Genomic DNA, 15,612 nt, shown 5'->3' with positions numbered 1-15,612 from the left:
GGTATCTATAGTGTGATACCTTACTTTTTTATTTTTACTTTCTAAATAATTTTAAGATTTCATTTATTGCAAATGGAATTAAGGATACAAGTATAACCACAATCCAATCATATAAAAGTAAAGGAGTAACCTTAAATATATTAGCAATAAAGCTTATTGAAATTATTATTACTTGAAGGAAGATTCCAAGTAAAATTGAATATACTAAGTATTTATTAGAAAATATTCCTAAGGAGAACGCTGATTTAGTATTACTTCTTAGAGATAGTGATAAAAATAATTGAGATACACTTAGTACAACAAAAGCCATTGTTTGAGCATGAATTAAGGAATCAGCATAAAGTCTTTCACCTAATTTAAATGCAAATAGTGTTATTCCTCCTATTAAAACTCCATTTATTATAAGTTGAATTTTATCAGACTTAACAAATATACTTTCCTTAGGATTTCTAGGAGGGTTATTCATAACATCTTCCTTTGCTTTATCAACTCCTAAAGCTAGAGCTGGAAAACTATCTGTAATTAAATTAACCCAAAGAATGTGTATTGGTTGAAGAGGAGAATTCCAATTTAGTAATATAGCTGTAAATAGAGTTAGTATTTCTCCTAAATTACAGGATAATAAAAATACTATAGATTTTTTTATATTTAGATAGATTTTTCTTCCTTCTTCTACAGCAGAAACTATTGTTGAAAAATTATCATCAGTAAGAATCATATCTGAGGCTCCTTTAGATACATCTGTACCTGTTATGCCCATAGCTACACCTATATCAGCAGCCTTTAAGGAAGGTGCATCATTAACTCCATCTCCAGTCATAGAAACTATATTTCCATGAGACTTAAAGGCTTTAACTATTTTTACCTTGTGTTCAGGAGACACTCTTGCAAAAACTCTGTAATTTATAATTTTTTCATTGAACTCTTCTTCTTTAAATTTATCTATTTCATGACCAGTAATAGCTTGAGAAATATCTTCTGCTATTCCTAGTTCATTTGCAATAGCAAAAGCTGTATTTTTATGGTCTCCAGTTATCATAACTGGAGTTATTCCAGCACTTTTACATAGTTTAATAGAATCTTTAACCTCTAGTCTAGGTGGATCAATCATTCCAACCATGCCAATGAAAACTAAATCTTTTTCTAAAGAATCTAAAACTATATTTTCTTTAGATATATCTTTATATGCAAAGGCAAGAACTCTTAAGGCTTTGTCTGACATTATATTAGAGTTTTCTAAAACTTTAGCTTTATATTCCTTTGAGAAGTCTACTAATTTTCCATTAACAGATATTTTATTACAAATTGAAAGTATAGAATCTAAGGCACCCTTAGTAAATACACGAGCTTTTTTGTCATCTACTAAGTTTACTGTAGTCATTAACTTTCTATCAGAATCAAAAGGAATTTCATCTATTCTTTTAAATTCTTTTTCAAGTTTTTCTTTTAGTATATTAAGCTTAAAAGGAGATTCTAAAAGTGCTATTTCAGTAGGATCGCCAGTTTGGCTTTTTTCTGAGTATGTGGCATCATTACAAAGAACCATACAATCTACTAAAAGTTTAGATTCATTATCATTTAAATTAAATTCACTCTCTTTTATATAAGAATCATTTGTGTAAACAGTAGTTACAGTCATTTTATTTTGAGTTAGTGTACCTGTCTTATCAGAACATATTATACTTACAGAACCTAGAGTTTCCACAGCAGGAAGCTTTCTTATTATTGCATTCTTTTTTACCATTCTTTGAACTCCTAGTGCTAATACTATAGCAACTATGGCAGGCAATCCCTCTGGAATAGCGGCAACAGCCAAAGAAATAGAAGTTAAGAACATTTCAAGTAAATCTCTTCCTTGAAAAAATGAAATAATAAAAATTAGAATACATATACCTACAGCTAAAAATCCTAGAATTTTTCCAAGTTCGCTTAATTTTTTTTGTAATGGAGTCTCATCATTTTCTTCTTGTTCTATCATTTTAGCTATTTTACCAATTTCAGTATTCATTCCAGTACCAACAACCACTCCAACTCCACGACCATATGTAGCTAGAGTAGACATAAAGGCCATATTATTTTGGTCTCCAATAGGAATTTCTTTATCTGGTAAAAAAGAAGCATCTTTTTCAGAAGGAACAGATTCACCTGTAAAAGCAGATTCCTCTATTTTTAAGTTTGCTGTATCAATTAATCTTAAATCACCAGGAATATATCTACCAGCATCTATTATTACAATATCCCCTGGTACAATATCTTCTGAAAGAATTTCCTTTAAAGAACCATCCCTTTTAACAAGAGCTTTAGGAGTGGAAAGTTCCTTTAAAGCATCTAAGGCTTTTTCTGCTTTAGATTCTTGAATAACTCCTATAACTGCATTTATTATTATGACTAAGAGTATTATTAAAGCATCACTTATTTCTCCTAAAAATGCAGATATTATTGCAGCTATGATTAGTATATAAATCATTACATCTTTAAGCTGAGATAAGAACTGTTTAAATAGAGTTTTCTTCTTTTTAGTTTCAAGTTTATTCTTACCATACTTTTCAAGTCTTCTTAATGCCTCAGTAGAGGAAAGACCATTTTTTTCATCTACATCTAATTCCTGTAGTATTTCATTTTTTGATTTTTTGTACCACAAAAATAATCACATCCTTTCCTATTATATTAGCTTATAGATTTTTATAAAAAAAATACTAAAACAGATAGAATTTTTTTATTTTATATAAAATAGTATGATTATTAAAATGGAATTGTATAATATTTAACAATATTTTAATTTTTTATAAAATTCAGAGAAAAATAACAGAAAATTTAGTAAAATAAATTTAACTATGTTAAATAACTTATAAAATTTATTTAGGGTTTAAGGGGAGAAAAGTATTAAAAAGTGAGGGGATAAAATTGGACAAGATTACTTTAGTAATAATGGCAGCAGGAATGGGAAGTAGATATGGAGGTTTAAAGCAAATTGATAAAATAGGGCCAAAGGGGGAGACCATAATAGAATATTCCATTTATGATGCTATTAAAGCTGGTGTTACAAAGGTTGTATTTATAATAAAAAAAGATATTTTTAAGAAATTTAGAGAAACTATAGGGCTTAAAATAGAAAATATAATAGAGACTGAATATGTTTTTCAAGAAGTTGATAATTTAGAAAAAGAATTTAAAGGAAATTTTAAAAGAGTTAAACCTTGGGGAACTGGACATGCAATTTTATGTTGCAAAGGTTTTATAAAAGAACCTTTCATAGTTATAAATGCTGACGATTTTTATGGAAGAGAAACTTATAAAGTACTTTGTGAAGAAATTAAAAAAAGTAAGTGTGATTCTGAATACTTTATGGTGGGGTTTAGGGTAGGAAAAACATTAACTGACTTTGGAAGTGTATCTAGAGGAATATGTGATTTGAATTCTAAGGGAGAATTAATTTCTATTAAAGAAAAAACAAAAATTATGAAAAAAGGAAATAGTATATGCTATGAAGAGAATGGAAATTATTATAATATTCCTAAAAACACCTTAGTTTCTATGAATATTTGGGGATTAAAACCTAGCATATTTACAGAACTAGAATATAGATTTTTAAATTTTTTAAAAGATAAATGTATAGATAAATGTAAAGAGGAGTTTTATTTGCCTACAGCAATAGATGAGCTTATAAAAGAAGATAAAGTTAAGGTTAAGGTTTTAAAAACAAATGAACAATGGTATGGAGTTACTTATAAAGAGGATAAAGAAAGCGTTAGGGATTCTTTAAAAAATTTATCTAAAAAAATTTATCCAGATGATTTGTGGGAGGAGTTTAAATAAAATGAACAAGACTTATGATTTTAAAAGCATAGCAGAAAATTTTAATTTAGAGGGAGAGATAAAAACATCAGATAGCCATGTTTGTGGACATATAAATGATACATTTATAATAAATTGTGAAGGGGAAAATGGAGAAGAAATAAAATATGTTCTTCAAAGAGTAAACTCTGACATATTCAAAAATCCAGAGCAACTAATGGAGAATATTGAAAATGTTACTTCACATATAAAAAATAAAATTATAGAAGAAAATGGAGACCCTTTAAGGGAAACTTTAAATATAGTGAAGACAAAAGAAGGTAAAAGTTTCTATAAATGCAAAGAGGAAAATTATTGGAGAATTTTTAATTTCATACATGGCGCTAGTACCTATCAAATAGTTGAAAAACCTGAGCATTTATATACAGCTGGTAAGGCTTTAGGAAAATTCCAAAAGCAATTATCAGATTTTAATGTTGATATGCTTTATGATACAATTCCTGATTTTCATAATACAGAAAAGAGATTTGAGGTATTTATGGAAGCTGTAAGGGAAGATAAAAAAGGGAGAGCAAAGGATGTAAAAGAAGAAATAGATTTTGTAATTAACCGTGCTGAAGATACAAAAGTTTTAGTAAATATGATAAAAGAAAATAGACTTCCTTTAAGAGTTACTCATAATGATACAAAGTTTAATAATATAATGATAGATGATGAAACAGGAGAAGGAATTGCAGTTATTGATTTAGATACTGTTATGCCAGGACTATCACTATATGATTTTGGAGATTCTATTCGTTCTGGAGCTACAACTGCTTTAGAAGATGAAGTGGATTTATCTAAGGTAAACTTTGATTTAAATCTTTATGAGCATTTTGCAAAAGGATTTTTAGAGTCAGCAGGGGATGCCTTTACAAAAGATGAAATTGAATATTTACCTTTTGCAGCTAAACTTATGACCTTTGAATGTGGAATGAGATTTCTTATGGATTATTTAAATGGAGATGTTTACTTTAAAATACATAGGGAAAATCACAACTTAGATAGAGCTAGAAATCAATTTAAGCTTGTTTCTGATATGGAAAAAGAAATGGACAATATGAAGAAGATAGTATATTCATACATTTAAAAACTCTATTTTTATGAAAATATATTTGTCATTCTTTAAAACATTATAAATTTAGATAATCCTAATATGGAATTTAGACACTGTTTAAAATGTACAAGTAATAAATGTTATTGTATGAATCATATAAAAAATCATGAGCATAAATAAAATTAGGGGAAAGAATGGTGAATAGTATGAGCAAAAAAGAAACAGATTTAGGAAGGGATAGTATTGGAAAGCTCCTTTTTAAACTAGCTATGCCAGCTATAATAGCTCAACTTGTTAATGTTTTATACAATATAGTAGATAGAATGTTTATAGGAAGATTGCAATCTGGTGATATGGCTATGGCTGGAGTTGGGGTAGCCTTTCCAATTATAATGATAGTCGCTGCTTTTAGTGGTTTAGTTGGTATGGGAGGAGCTCCTTTAGCAGCGATTAAAATGGGAGAAAAGAAAAAAGAAGATGCTGAAGAAATAATGACAAATAGTTTTTCTGCACTTATAGGATTAGCTTTATTTTTAACAGTATTTTTCTTTATATTTAAGGAGCCAATTTTATGGGCCTTTGGGGCTAGTGATGCAACTATAGGATATGCTTTAGATTATTTAGGTATTTATTTAATAGGTACTATATTTGTTCAAATTGCCTTAGGAATGAATTCCTTTATAAATACGCAAGGATTTGCTAAGGTTGGAATGATAACAGTTATGGTAGGAGCTGTAATAAATATTGTATTAGATCCTATTTTAATCTTTGGATTTAATATGGGAGTTAAGGGAGCAGCTTTAGCAACTATAATTGGTCAATGCGCCTCTGCTATATGGGTATTATACTTTTTATTTGAAAAACAAAGTATTCTTAGAATAAGAAAAAAATTCTTAAAGCCAAAATTAAAAATATTATTTTCAATAATGGCTTTAGGAGTATCTCCATTTATAATGCAAGCTACTGAAAGTTTAGTCATAATAAGTATGAATAATAATTTATTAAAGTATGGTGGAGACTTAGCCGTTGGAGCAATGACTATTATGAGTAGTGTAATGCAAATAATATTACTTCCATTAATGGGACTTTCTCAAGGGGCACAACCTATAATAAGTTATAACTATGGGGCTAATAAAGTCTATAGAGTAAAAAAGGCCTTTAAATTACTTTTAGTATCATCAATGGTATTTACCACAATTATGTGGAGTGCATTAATGATGTTACCAGATGTGTTTGTAAAGATTTTTAATAGTAATAATCCTCAATTAATGGAGATAACCTCATGGAGTATTAAAATATACTTTGCAGGTATTTTACTTTTTGGTGCACAAGTTGCTTGCCAACAAACTTTCTTAGCTTTAGGACAAGCAAAGATATCATTAATTTTAGCCTTACTTAGAAAGATTGTGCTTTTAATACCATTTATATATGTGCTTCCAATGGTTTTTGAAAATAAACTTATGGGAGTTCTTATGGCAGAACCTTTTGCAGATATAATAGCAGCTCTATCAACAGTAACATGCTTTATTGTATTTTATAAAAAACATTTATCACAAGGTTTAGAAGAAGAAATAAAAGTAAATTCTTAATAAAAACAAAAAGTCTAGAGAAATTTAATTTTTCTAGGCTTTTTATTTTTATTAATTATGTGATAGAGTTTATATATACACAGTGAAAATGGGTGATTTAAGTGAAAAATGAATTAATAAAGATTTCTATAAGAAACTTAGTTGAATTTGTTTTAAGAAGAGGGAGTATAGATAGTCGTATAAAAGCATCTGTAAGAGCTTTAGAAGGAATAAAGGGACACAAGAAAATACAGAGTTCTTATTCTGAAAAGGATAGGGCTGAAGTTACCTTAAAAGAGGATATTGATTTTGAAGATTTTACTTTAAGGGTAGAAGGTAGAGCAGATGGAATATTAGAGGAAAATAAAAAAATAATTATTGATGAAATAAAAACTACTACAAAAAACGTAATGGATATAGATTATGATTTTAATGAATTGCATTGGGCTCAGGCTAAAGTATATGCTTATATATACAGCAAAGAGAAAAAATTAGACTCAATAATAGTCCAGTTAACGTATTACAATGTTGAAGATTTTGGAACAAAGTTTTTAAGGAAAGAATATAGTTTTCATGAACTTAGAGAGTTTTTCTATGATTTAATAGAAAAATATAAAGAATGGATAATTTTAGAGAAAATTTGGATAGACTTTAGAAATGATTCTATAGAGAATTTTAATTTCCCTTTTGAGTCTTATAGGAAGGGACAGAGAGAACTAGCTATTAGAGTTTATAAGGCTATTACAGAGGGGAAAAAATGTTTTGCAGAAGCACCTACTGGCATTGGGAAAACAATGTCTACATTATTTCCTGCAGTAAAAGCTTTAGGCGCTAAGGAAACTCAAAAAATTTTTTATATAACGGCTAAAACTACCACAAGAGAAATTGCAAATAATACTTTGCGTATTATGAGAGAAAAAGGATTAAATCTAAGAAGTGTTAATATAACTGCAAAGGAAAAATGTTGCAAGATGGAAGAAAAAAAGTGTATTCCAGAATATTGTCCTTATGCTAATGGATACTTTGATAGGGTTAATATTGCTTTAAAGGAAGCACTAAAGCATAAGGAAGAATATGATTTAGAATATATAAATGAATTATCTGAGGAATATAATATTTGTCCCTTTGAATTCTCTCTTGAGCTAAGCAATTTTTGTGATGTAGTAATATGTGATTATAATTATATATTTGATCCTCAAGCTTCTTTAAAGGGAATATTAGAAGGGAAAGCCAAGGATTATATTATTTTAATAGATGAAGCTCATAATCTTTTAGATAGGGGAAGAAGTATGTATTCTTCAAAATTATTTAAAGATGATTTTTTAAAGCTAAAAAGAGAATTTAAAAGTAAGGATAAGGGAATATATAACTCTTTAGATAGGGCTAATAAATATTTAATAGAAAAAAGAAAGGTTTTAGAAAATTTAGAGACTAAAAGTCTTGTGGAAAAGGAAGAACCAAGTGATTTATATGGAATTTTAAGAGGCTTTTTAGAAAAGGTAGATATTTATGAGAGTAAATCTAGTGAAGAGAATTCAAATCTTTTAGAGTTATATTTTAATGTTTATGAATTCTTAAATATATGTGGGTATTATGGAGAAGATTTTACTACTTTGTATAAATTAGATGGAAATAACTTGGAATTATTAATTAACTGTTTAGATCCATCTAGGATACTTAAAAGTATAATGAATAGGTTTAAATCAGTTATAATATTTTCAGCTACTCTTCTTCCTATGGAATATTTTAAAGAACTTTATGGAGCACAGGAAGGGGATTATTCTGTTAATTTAACTTCTCCCTTTGATTATAAAAATAAACTTACTATAGTTGGAAAGGATGTATCAACAACCTATTCTAATAGAAAGAAAACTCTTCCTAAAATAGTTAATTACATAATAGAATGTGTTAAGAGCAAGAGAGGCAACTATCTTGTATTTTTCCCTTCTTATGAATATATGTGGATGGTTCATGAGGAAATTAAAAAAAGAGAAGTTGATTTTAGCTTAGTAGCTCAAGGGGACCATATGAAGGAAGAGGAAAAAGAAGAGTTTTTATCTTTATTTAAAGAAGGAGGAGAAAAAACACATCTTGGCTTAGCTGTTTTAGGTGGGCATTTTTCAGAGGGAATAGATTTAACCTTAGATAAACTTATTGGAGTTATAATTATTGGAGTTGGTATGCCTAAAATTTGCTTAGAGAGAGAAAGTATAAAAGAATATTATAACTCTATAGGTAAAAATGGTTTTGACTATGCCTATGTTTATCCTGGAATAATTAAGGTGCTTCAAGCAGCGGGAAGATGCATTAGAACAGAAAAGGATAAGGGGGTAGTACTTTTATTAGATGATAGATACTTTACAAATAAATATAAGAGGTTACTTCCAAGAGAGTGGTTTTTAAATATTTTAGTAGAAAGTGAAGAAGGAATTAAAAACACTTGCAAAAATTTTTGGAAGGAAGTTTAAAGGAGCTGCAAAAAAATATAACAATAAACCTTATAAACATATTGAGAAAATAATATATTTCTCTAGAAAGTTTATTTACACTATTTATAAGGTTTACTAAAAATTATTTTGATACAGACTCTTTTTAATGTTATAATCATATGAAGATTTATTTAGAGGAGTTTTAAATAAGCTTAAGAAGAGACAAGTAGGTGAAGAAATGAGTGAAAATAAGTTTTTGCCAATTTGCAAAGATGATATGATAGAAAGAGGATGGGAACAATGTGACTTTGTACTAGTTACAGCAGATGCATACATAGACCATCATAGTTTTGGTACAGCAATTATATCTAGGGTTTTAGAGAATGCTGGATATAAGGTTGGAATAATAGCTCAACCAGATTGGAAGAGCGTTGATGATTTTAAAAAATTAGGTAGACCAAGATTAGGATTCTTAGTTAATGGTGGTAACATGGATCCTATGGTTAATCACTATACAGTAAGCAAAAAGTTAAGAAAGAAAGATCTATATACTCCTAAGGGGGAAATGGGTAAGAGACCTGATAGAGCTACAATAGTTTATTGTAATAAAATAAGAGAAGCTTATAAGGATGTTAACATAGTAATTGGTGGAATTGAAGCTAGTTTAAGAAGATTTGCTCATTATGATTACTGGGATAACAAAGTGAGAAAATCAATCTTAGTTGATAGTGGAGCGGACCTTTTAGTATATGGAATGAGTGAAAAGCAAATCGTTGAAGTGGCTGATTTCTTAAATCAAGGATTTGATGGAAAGTACATAAGACATATACCAGGAACATGTTACATAGCCGATAGTTTAGATGAAATCTATGAGGAGCATATAGTTCTGCCATCATTTAAAGAAGTTTCAAGTGATAAGAGAACTTATGCAGAATGCTTTAAAATTCAATATGATGAGCAAGATCCTGTAAGAGGAAGAACTTTAGTTCAAGAACATAATGGAAAATATGTTGTTATAAATAAACCAGAAATGCCTCTTTCAAGGGAAGAATTAGATAGAGTATATGCTCTTCCATATCAAAAAACTTACCATCCTATTTATGAGAAAGATGGTGGTATAGCTGCTATTGAAGAGGTTAAGTTTAGTATAGTAAGTTCAAGGGGATGCTCAGGAAACTGTTCATTCTGTGCAATAACCTTCCATCAAGGAAGAATTGTAACTAGTAGAAGTGAAGATTCTATAGTAGAAGAAGCTGAAGAAATAACTAAATATGATGATTTTAAAGGATATATACACGATATAGGGGGACCTACAGCTAACTTTAGAAAGCCAGCATGTAAGAAGCAACTAACTTTAGGAGCTTGTAAACATAAAAGATGTATGTCACCAGGTATATGCAAGAATATGGAGGTAGATCATAGAGAATACCTTCATTTATTAAGAAGAGTAAGAAAATTACCAGGAATTAAAAAGGTATTTATACGTTCAGGACTAAGATATGATTATATAATGGCAGATAAGGATGATACTTTCTTTAAGGAATTAGTTGAGCATCATGTAAGTGGTCAATTAAAAGTTGCACCAGAGCATGTATCTCCAAATGTTTTAAAATACATGGGTAAACCAGCAGGAAAAACTTATGATGAGTTTAGAAGAAAATTCTTTAGAATCACAGAAAGATTAGGAAAGAAACAATTCATCATTCCTTATTTAATGTCAAGTCATCCAGGATGCAAGTTAGAAGATGCAATTATGCTTGCTGAATATTTAAGAGATATAAATTATCAACCAGAGCAGGTACAAGATTTCTATCCAACACCAGGAACATTATCAACTACAATGTTCTATACTGGATTAGATCCTTTAACAATGGAAGAAGTTTATATTCCTAGAAGTAAAGAAGAAAAAGCAATGCAAAGGGCTTTATTACAATTTAAAAATCCAAAGAATTACAACATAGTTTATGATGCTTTAGTTAAGGTAGGTAGAGAGGATTTAATTGGTAATGGTCCAAAATGCTTAATTAGAGATAAAAATAGCTTTGGAAAAGGAAATAATCATAGTAATCACAAAAGTGGTGGAAGAAAGAGTAGAAATGAGAACAGCGGAAGAAGAGAGTCAGAAGATAAGAAAAGAAGTTCTCATAGTAAAAAACAAAGAGGAAACAAATCAAGAGGATTTGATCAAAAGAGCCAAAGAAGCTCAAAGGGCAAGAAAAGAAGATAATTAAATATAAGAAAGGTGGTTATTGAGTTTTTTGCTTAATAACCACTTTTTATGCATATATTTACAGTTAATAAGTAATCTTTATTTTAATGAGAATATGGAGTAATTTTTAAAAGTAAATTTAAATTTTGCTTGTTATTAAAACTTTTAATTAGGTGATATAATTAAATAATTATGATATAGTTAATAAAGAGTTAACGAAAAATGAATTATTTCTTCAAAATTTATTCATATTTTTGCATGATAATTAATAGAAATATATCAATTATTAATAAAGAGGTGACATTAACTTTGTATTACAAAATAGGTATTGATGCAGGGTCTACAACCTTAAAGTGTATAGTCTTAAATGAAGAGGACAAGATACTTTACTCAAATTATGAAAGACATTACTCTAAGGTAAGAGAAAAGCTAATCGAAGAACTAGAAAATATAAAAGGGATAATTGAGAATAAAAAATTTAAGATAGCTATAACTGGATCTGCTGGTTATGGAATTTCAAAAGAGTATAATTTACCTTTTGTTCAAGAAGTATTTGCTACAACTTTAGCTATAAAAAGATATTATGATGATGTGGATGTGGCAATAGAGCTTGGAGGAGAAGATGCCAAGATAATTTTTTTAACTGGTGGTTTTGAGGAGAGAATGAACTCAAGTTGTGCAGGGGGAACAGGAGCTTTCATAGATCAAATGGCTCACCTTATGGGGCTTACTGTAGATGAAATGGACAACTTAAGTCTTAAACATGAGAATATATATGAGATTGCTTCAAGATGTGGGGTTTTTGCTAAAACAGATATACAACCTCTATTAAATCAAGGAGCAAGAAAAGAGGATATTTCAGCTAGTGTATTCCAATCTGTTGTAAATCAAACAATAGGTGGACTAGCACAGGGAAGAAGTATTGAAGGAAAAATAATGTTTTTAGGAGGTCCTTTATATTTTTGTAAGGGATTAAGAGAAAGATTCATAAAAACATTAAAATTAAAGGATAATGATGTTGTTTCTCCTGAAAATGCACAGGTTTTTGTTGCTATTGGAAGTGCTATATATTCAAAGGAAAATAATAAAAAATATGAATATGAGGAATTATTAAATACAATAAAAGAAAATCATAATGAAATATCAACTATGAATGTAATAGATCCATTATTTAATTCTGAAGAAGAATATAATGAGTTTAAGGAAAGACACAAAAAAGCTAAGGTTAAAGTTAGTGATATAAATAATTATACTGGAGATGCATATGTAGGCATAGATGCTGGAAGTACTACAACAAAGGTTGTTTTAATAGATAAAGAGGATAATATTTTATATGAATATTATGGATCTAATAAAGGAAATCCTATTGAAGTTGTAAAAAAAGAATTAAAGCATATTTATAATATATGTGGAGAAAAAATTAGGATAATGGGTAGTGCAGTTACTGGCTATGGAGAAGAGCTAATAAAAAAAGCCTTTTCAATTGATTTTGGAATAGTAGAAACTGTAGCTCATTATATTGCAGCAAGTCATTTTAATCCTAAGGTAGACTTTATTTTAGATATAGGTGGACAAGATATTAAATGCTTTAAAATAAAGGATGGCATTGTAGCTAATATAATGCTAAATGAGGCATGTTCATCTGGATGTGGTTCATTTATAGAAAGTTTTGCTAATCAAATGGGATATGATGTAGAAACTTTTTCAAAACTTGGTTTATTTGCGAAGCATGGTGCAGATTTAGGATCAAGATGTACAGTTTTTATGAACTCATCAGTAAAACAAGCACAAAAGGAAGGGGCTACAGTAGAAGATCTTTCAGCTGGACTTTCCGTAAGTGTTGTTAAAAATGCTCTTTATAAAGTAATAAGAGCAAAAAGTCTTGATGAATTGGGAAAAAATATAATTGTTCAAGGGGGAACCATGTATAATGATGCCATCCTTAGAGCCTTTGAAAAAGAGCTTGGTATGAATGTTATAAGACCTAGTATATCAGGACTTATGGGAGCTTATGGATGTGCTCTTTATGCAAAAAGAAAAAATTTAAAGGAAAGTAAGATAATTTCTAAAGAGGATTTAGAGAATTTTACACATAAATCAAAAATCGCTAAATGTGGATTATGTACTAATAGATGTAATTTAACAATAAACATCTTTAATGATGGAGAAAAATATATTTCAGGAAATAGATGTGAAAAACCAACTGGTAATAAAAAATCTGAAAGTATTCCTAATATGTATCAGTATAAATATAAAAAATTAAGAGAATATGAATCATTAGATGAAGGAAAAAGAGGAACTATAGGATTACCAATGGTATTAAATATGTATGAAAATATTCCTCTATGGGCTACATTCTTTAAAGAGTTAGGCTTTAAGGTGGTTTTATCTGATGAATCAAATAAGAAGATGTATTTAAAAGGGCAACATACAATTCCATCAGATACTGTGTGTTATCCAGCAAAATTAGCTCATGGCCATATAGAAAACTTAATAAGTAAAAATATAGAGCATATATTCTATCCATGCATGAGTTATAATTTTGACGAAGGTATATCAGATAATTGTTTTAATTGCCCTGTTGTAGCTTATTATCCAGAACTTTTAAAGACAAATGTAAAAGAGTTAGATAGTAATAACTTTATGATGGAATATTTAAGCTTAAACAATAAAAAATTATTAAGCAAACAACTTTATGAGATTTTAAATAAAACTTTTGGAGATATAAAACAAAAGGAAGTTAAAAATGCTTTAGAAAAGGCTTATATAGAGTATGATAAATATACTAAGCATATAAAAGAAAAAGGTGAAGAATTTATAGAGTATGCTAAAAATAACAATAAGAAGGTTATAGTAGTAGCAGGAAGACCTTATCACATAGATCCAGAAATAAATCATGGAATAGACAAGGTTTTAAGTAGCTTAGGAATTGTTGTTTTAACAGAAGATTCTATTGAAGTAAGTCATGAAAAGCCAAAGGTTAATATATTAAATCAATGGACATATCAAGCTAGATTATATAATGCTGCTTATTATGTTGCTAAAAATAAAGATATGGAACTTATACAATTAGTTTCCTTTGGATGTGGAACAGATGCCATAACTTCTGATGAAGTTAAAGACATACTAGAGAGAAATAACAAAATATATACTCAATTAAAAATAGATGAAACTAATAATTTAGGCGCAGCTAAAATAAGGATAAGAAGCTTGCTAGAGGCTATAGCACAGGAATAGGTGATAGAATGGAAATGGAAAATAATAAAAATTTTGCAGTATTTACTAAAGAGATGAGAAAGACTCATACTATTTTAGCTCCTACAATGTTGCCAATACACTTTAAACTTTTATCTGGAATAATGAAAAAGTACGGTTATAAATTAGAATTTTTTGATGGTGATACAAATAGCGCTATTGAAGAAGGATTAAAAAGTGTTCATAATGATATATGCTATCCAGCTATGATTGTAATTGGACAACTTATGGAAGCTTTAAAAAGTGGAAAATATGACCCAGACAAAACGGCTTTAATAATGAGCCAAACTGGGGGAGGATGTCGTGCATCTAACTATATACATTTATTAAGAAAGGCACTAAAAGAAAATAACTTAGAGCAAGTTCCAGTAATTTCTTTAAACGCAAGTGGATTAGAAAAGCATGAAGGGTTTAAAATGTATCCAGGCTTATTAATAAAATGCATATATGCTCTTTATTATGGAGATCTGCTTATGTATATGTATAATCAGTGTAAATCTTATGAGATTAATAAGGGTGAAACAGATAGGGTTTTAGATAAGTGGATTGAGATTTTAAAAGAGAAGTTTGAAAGCTTAAAATATTTAAAGGTAAGAGAACTATATAAAAATATAATTTTAGATTTTTCTAAGATAGAACTAGAAGAAACTGAAAAAGTAAAGGTTGGTATAGTGGGAGAAATTTATTTAAAGTATTCTCCTTTAGGAAATAATAATTTAGAGGAATTTTTAAGAGAAGATAATGCTGAAGTTGTTATGTCTGGTGTTACAGATTTCTTTATGTATTGTCTATCTAATTCAGAAATAGATTATAAATTATATGGAATGAAAAAAGTCTCAAGTAAATTTACTAAAATTGGATGTTCATATTTAGAGCATTTACAAAATGTTATGATAGATTCAATAAAAAAATATAGTAAGTTTAGAGCACCTGCTCCATTTAAGGAATTAAAAACTTCTGTTGAAGAGTACATAGGAAGAGGAGTTAAAATGGGTGAAGGGTGGCTTATGACTGCTGAAATGTTAGAACTTATAAATAGTGGTGTAAATAATATAGTTTGTGCTCAACCCTTTGGATGTCTTCCTAATCACATAGTTGGAAAAGGTATGATTAGAGGAATTATGGAGAAACATCCAGAAGCTAATATAGTTGTTGTAGATTATGATCCATCTTCAACTAAGGTAAATCAAGAAAATAGAATAAAATTAATGTTAGCTAATGCTAAATTAAGTGAATATATATTAAATAACTAATAAATAT

The 15,612-nt window shown here is 28.8% G+C and carries 8 protein-coding genes; 7 read left to right on the top strand and 1 reads right to left on the bottom strand.

The window, feature by feature from the left end; genetic code table 11:
• Window positions 1-34: 34 nt before the first annotated feature.
• Window positions 35-2,641, bottom strand: coding sequence for a calcium-transporting P-type ATPase, PMR1-type (locus tag CPF_RS06885; RefSeq protein ID WP_011590701.1), 2,607 nt, complete (start codon window positions 2,639-2,641; stop codon window positions 35-37).
• 263 nt (window positions 2,642-2,904) lie between these two features.
• Between CPF_RS06885 and CPF_RS06880 the strand changes: the two genes are divergently transcribed.
• From CPF_RS06880 to CPF_RS06850, 7 genes are all read left to right on the top strand, one after another.
• On the top strand, window positions 2,905-3,816 hold the full coding sequence (locus CPF_RS06880) for a nucleotidyltransferase family protein (RefSeq protein ID WP_011590700.1): 912 nt from the start codon (window positions 2,905-2,907) through the stop codon (window positions 3,814-3,816).
• Window position 3,817: 1 nt separating this feature from the next.
• Window positions 3,818-4,924, top strand: a complete 1,107-nt coding sequence (locus CPF_RS06875) for a phosphotransferase enzyme family protein (protein WP_011590699.1) — start codon at window positions 3,818-3,820, stop codon at window positions 4,922-4,924.
• Between the two features lie 161 nt (window positions 4,925-5,085).
• The gene (locus tag CPF_RS06870; protein ID WP_041702666.1) at window positions 5,086-6,480 is read left to right on the top strand and encodes an MATE family efflux transporter; all 1,395 of its coding nucleotides are present in this window, start codon (window positions 5,086-5,088) and stop codon (window positions 6,478-6,480) included.
• 101 nt (window positions 6,481-6,581) lie between these two features.
• Complete coding sequence (locus CPF_RS06865; protein ID WP_011590697.1) at window positions 6,582-8,927, top strand: helicase C-terminal domain-containing protein; 2,346 nt, start codon at window positions 6,582-6,584, stop codon at window positions 8,925-8,927.
• 199 nt (window positions 8,928-9,126) lie between these two features.
• Window positions 9,127-11,115 (top strand): YgiQ family radical SAM protein, encoded by a 1,989-nt coding sequence (locus tag CPF_RS06860; RefSeq protein WP_011590696.1) that lies wholly within the window; start codon window positions 9,127-9,129, stop codon window positions 11,113-11,115.
• Between the two features lie 291 nt (window positions 11,116-11,406).
• On the top strand, window positions 11,407-14,334 hold the full coding sequence (locus tag CPF_RS06855; protein WP_011590695.1) for an acyl-CoA dehydratase activase-related protein: 2,928 nt from the start codon (window positions 11,407-11,409) through the stop codon (window positions 14,332-14,334).
• Window positions 14,335-14,342: 8 nt separating this feature from the next.
• Window positions 14,343-15,605 (top strand): 2-hydroxyacyl-CoA dehydratase, encoded by a 1,263-nt coding sequence (locus CPF_RS06850; RefSeq protein WP_003453604.1) that lies wholly within the window; start codon window positions 14,343-14,345, stop codon window positions 15,603-15,605.
• The last annotated feature ends 7 nt before the right edge of the window (window positions 15,606-15,612 follow it).

The sequence above is a fragment of the Clostridium perfringens ATCC 13124 genome, from assembly GCF_000013285.1.
In the GTDB taxonomy this organism is placed as follows: Bacteria; Bacillota; Clostridia; order Clostridiales; family Clostridiaceae; genus Sarcina; species Sarcina perfringens.
This window is presented reverse-complemented; position numbering and strand designations above follow the sequence as displayed.

Coding starts and splice junctions, on each gene's coding strand:
- CPF_RS06875 (WP_011590699.1), top strand. CDS start 3,818: ATGAACAAGACTTATGATTTTAAAAGCATAGCAGAAAATTTTAATTTA.
- CPF_RS06870 (WP_041702666.1), top strand. CDS start 5,086: ATGGTGAATAGTATGAGCAAAAAAGAAACAGATTTAGGAAGGGATAGT.
- CPF_RS06860 (WP_011590696.1), top strand. CDS start 9,127: ATGAGTGAAAATAAGTTTTTGCCAATTTGCAAAGATGATATGATAGAA.
- CPF_RS06850 (WP_003453604.1), top strand. CDS start 14,343: ATGGAAATGGAAAATAATAAAAATTTTGCAGTATTTACTAAAGAGATG.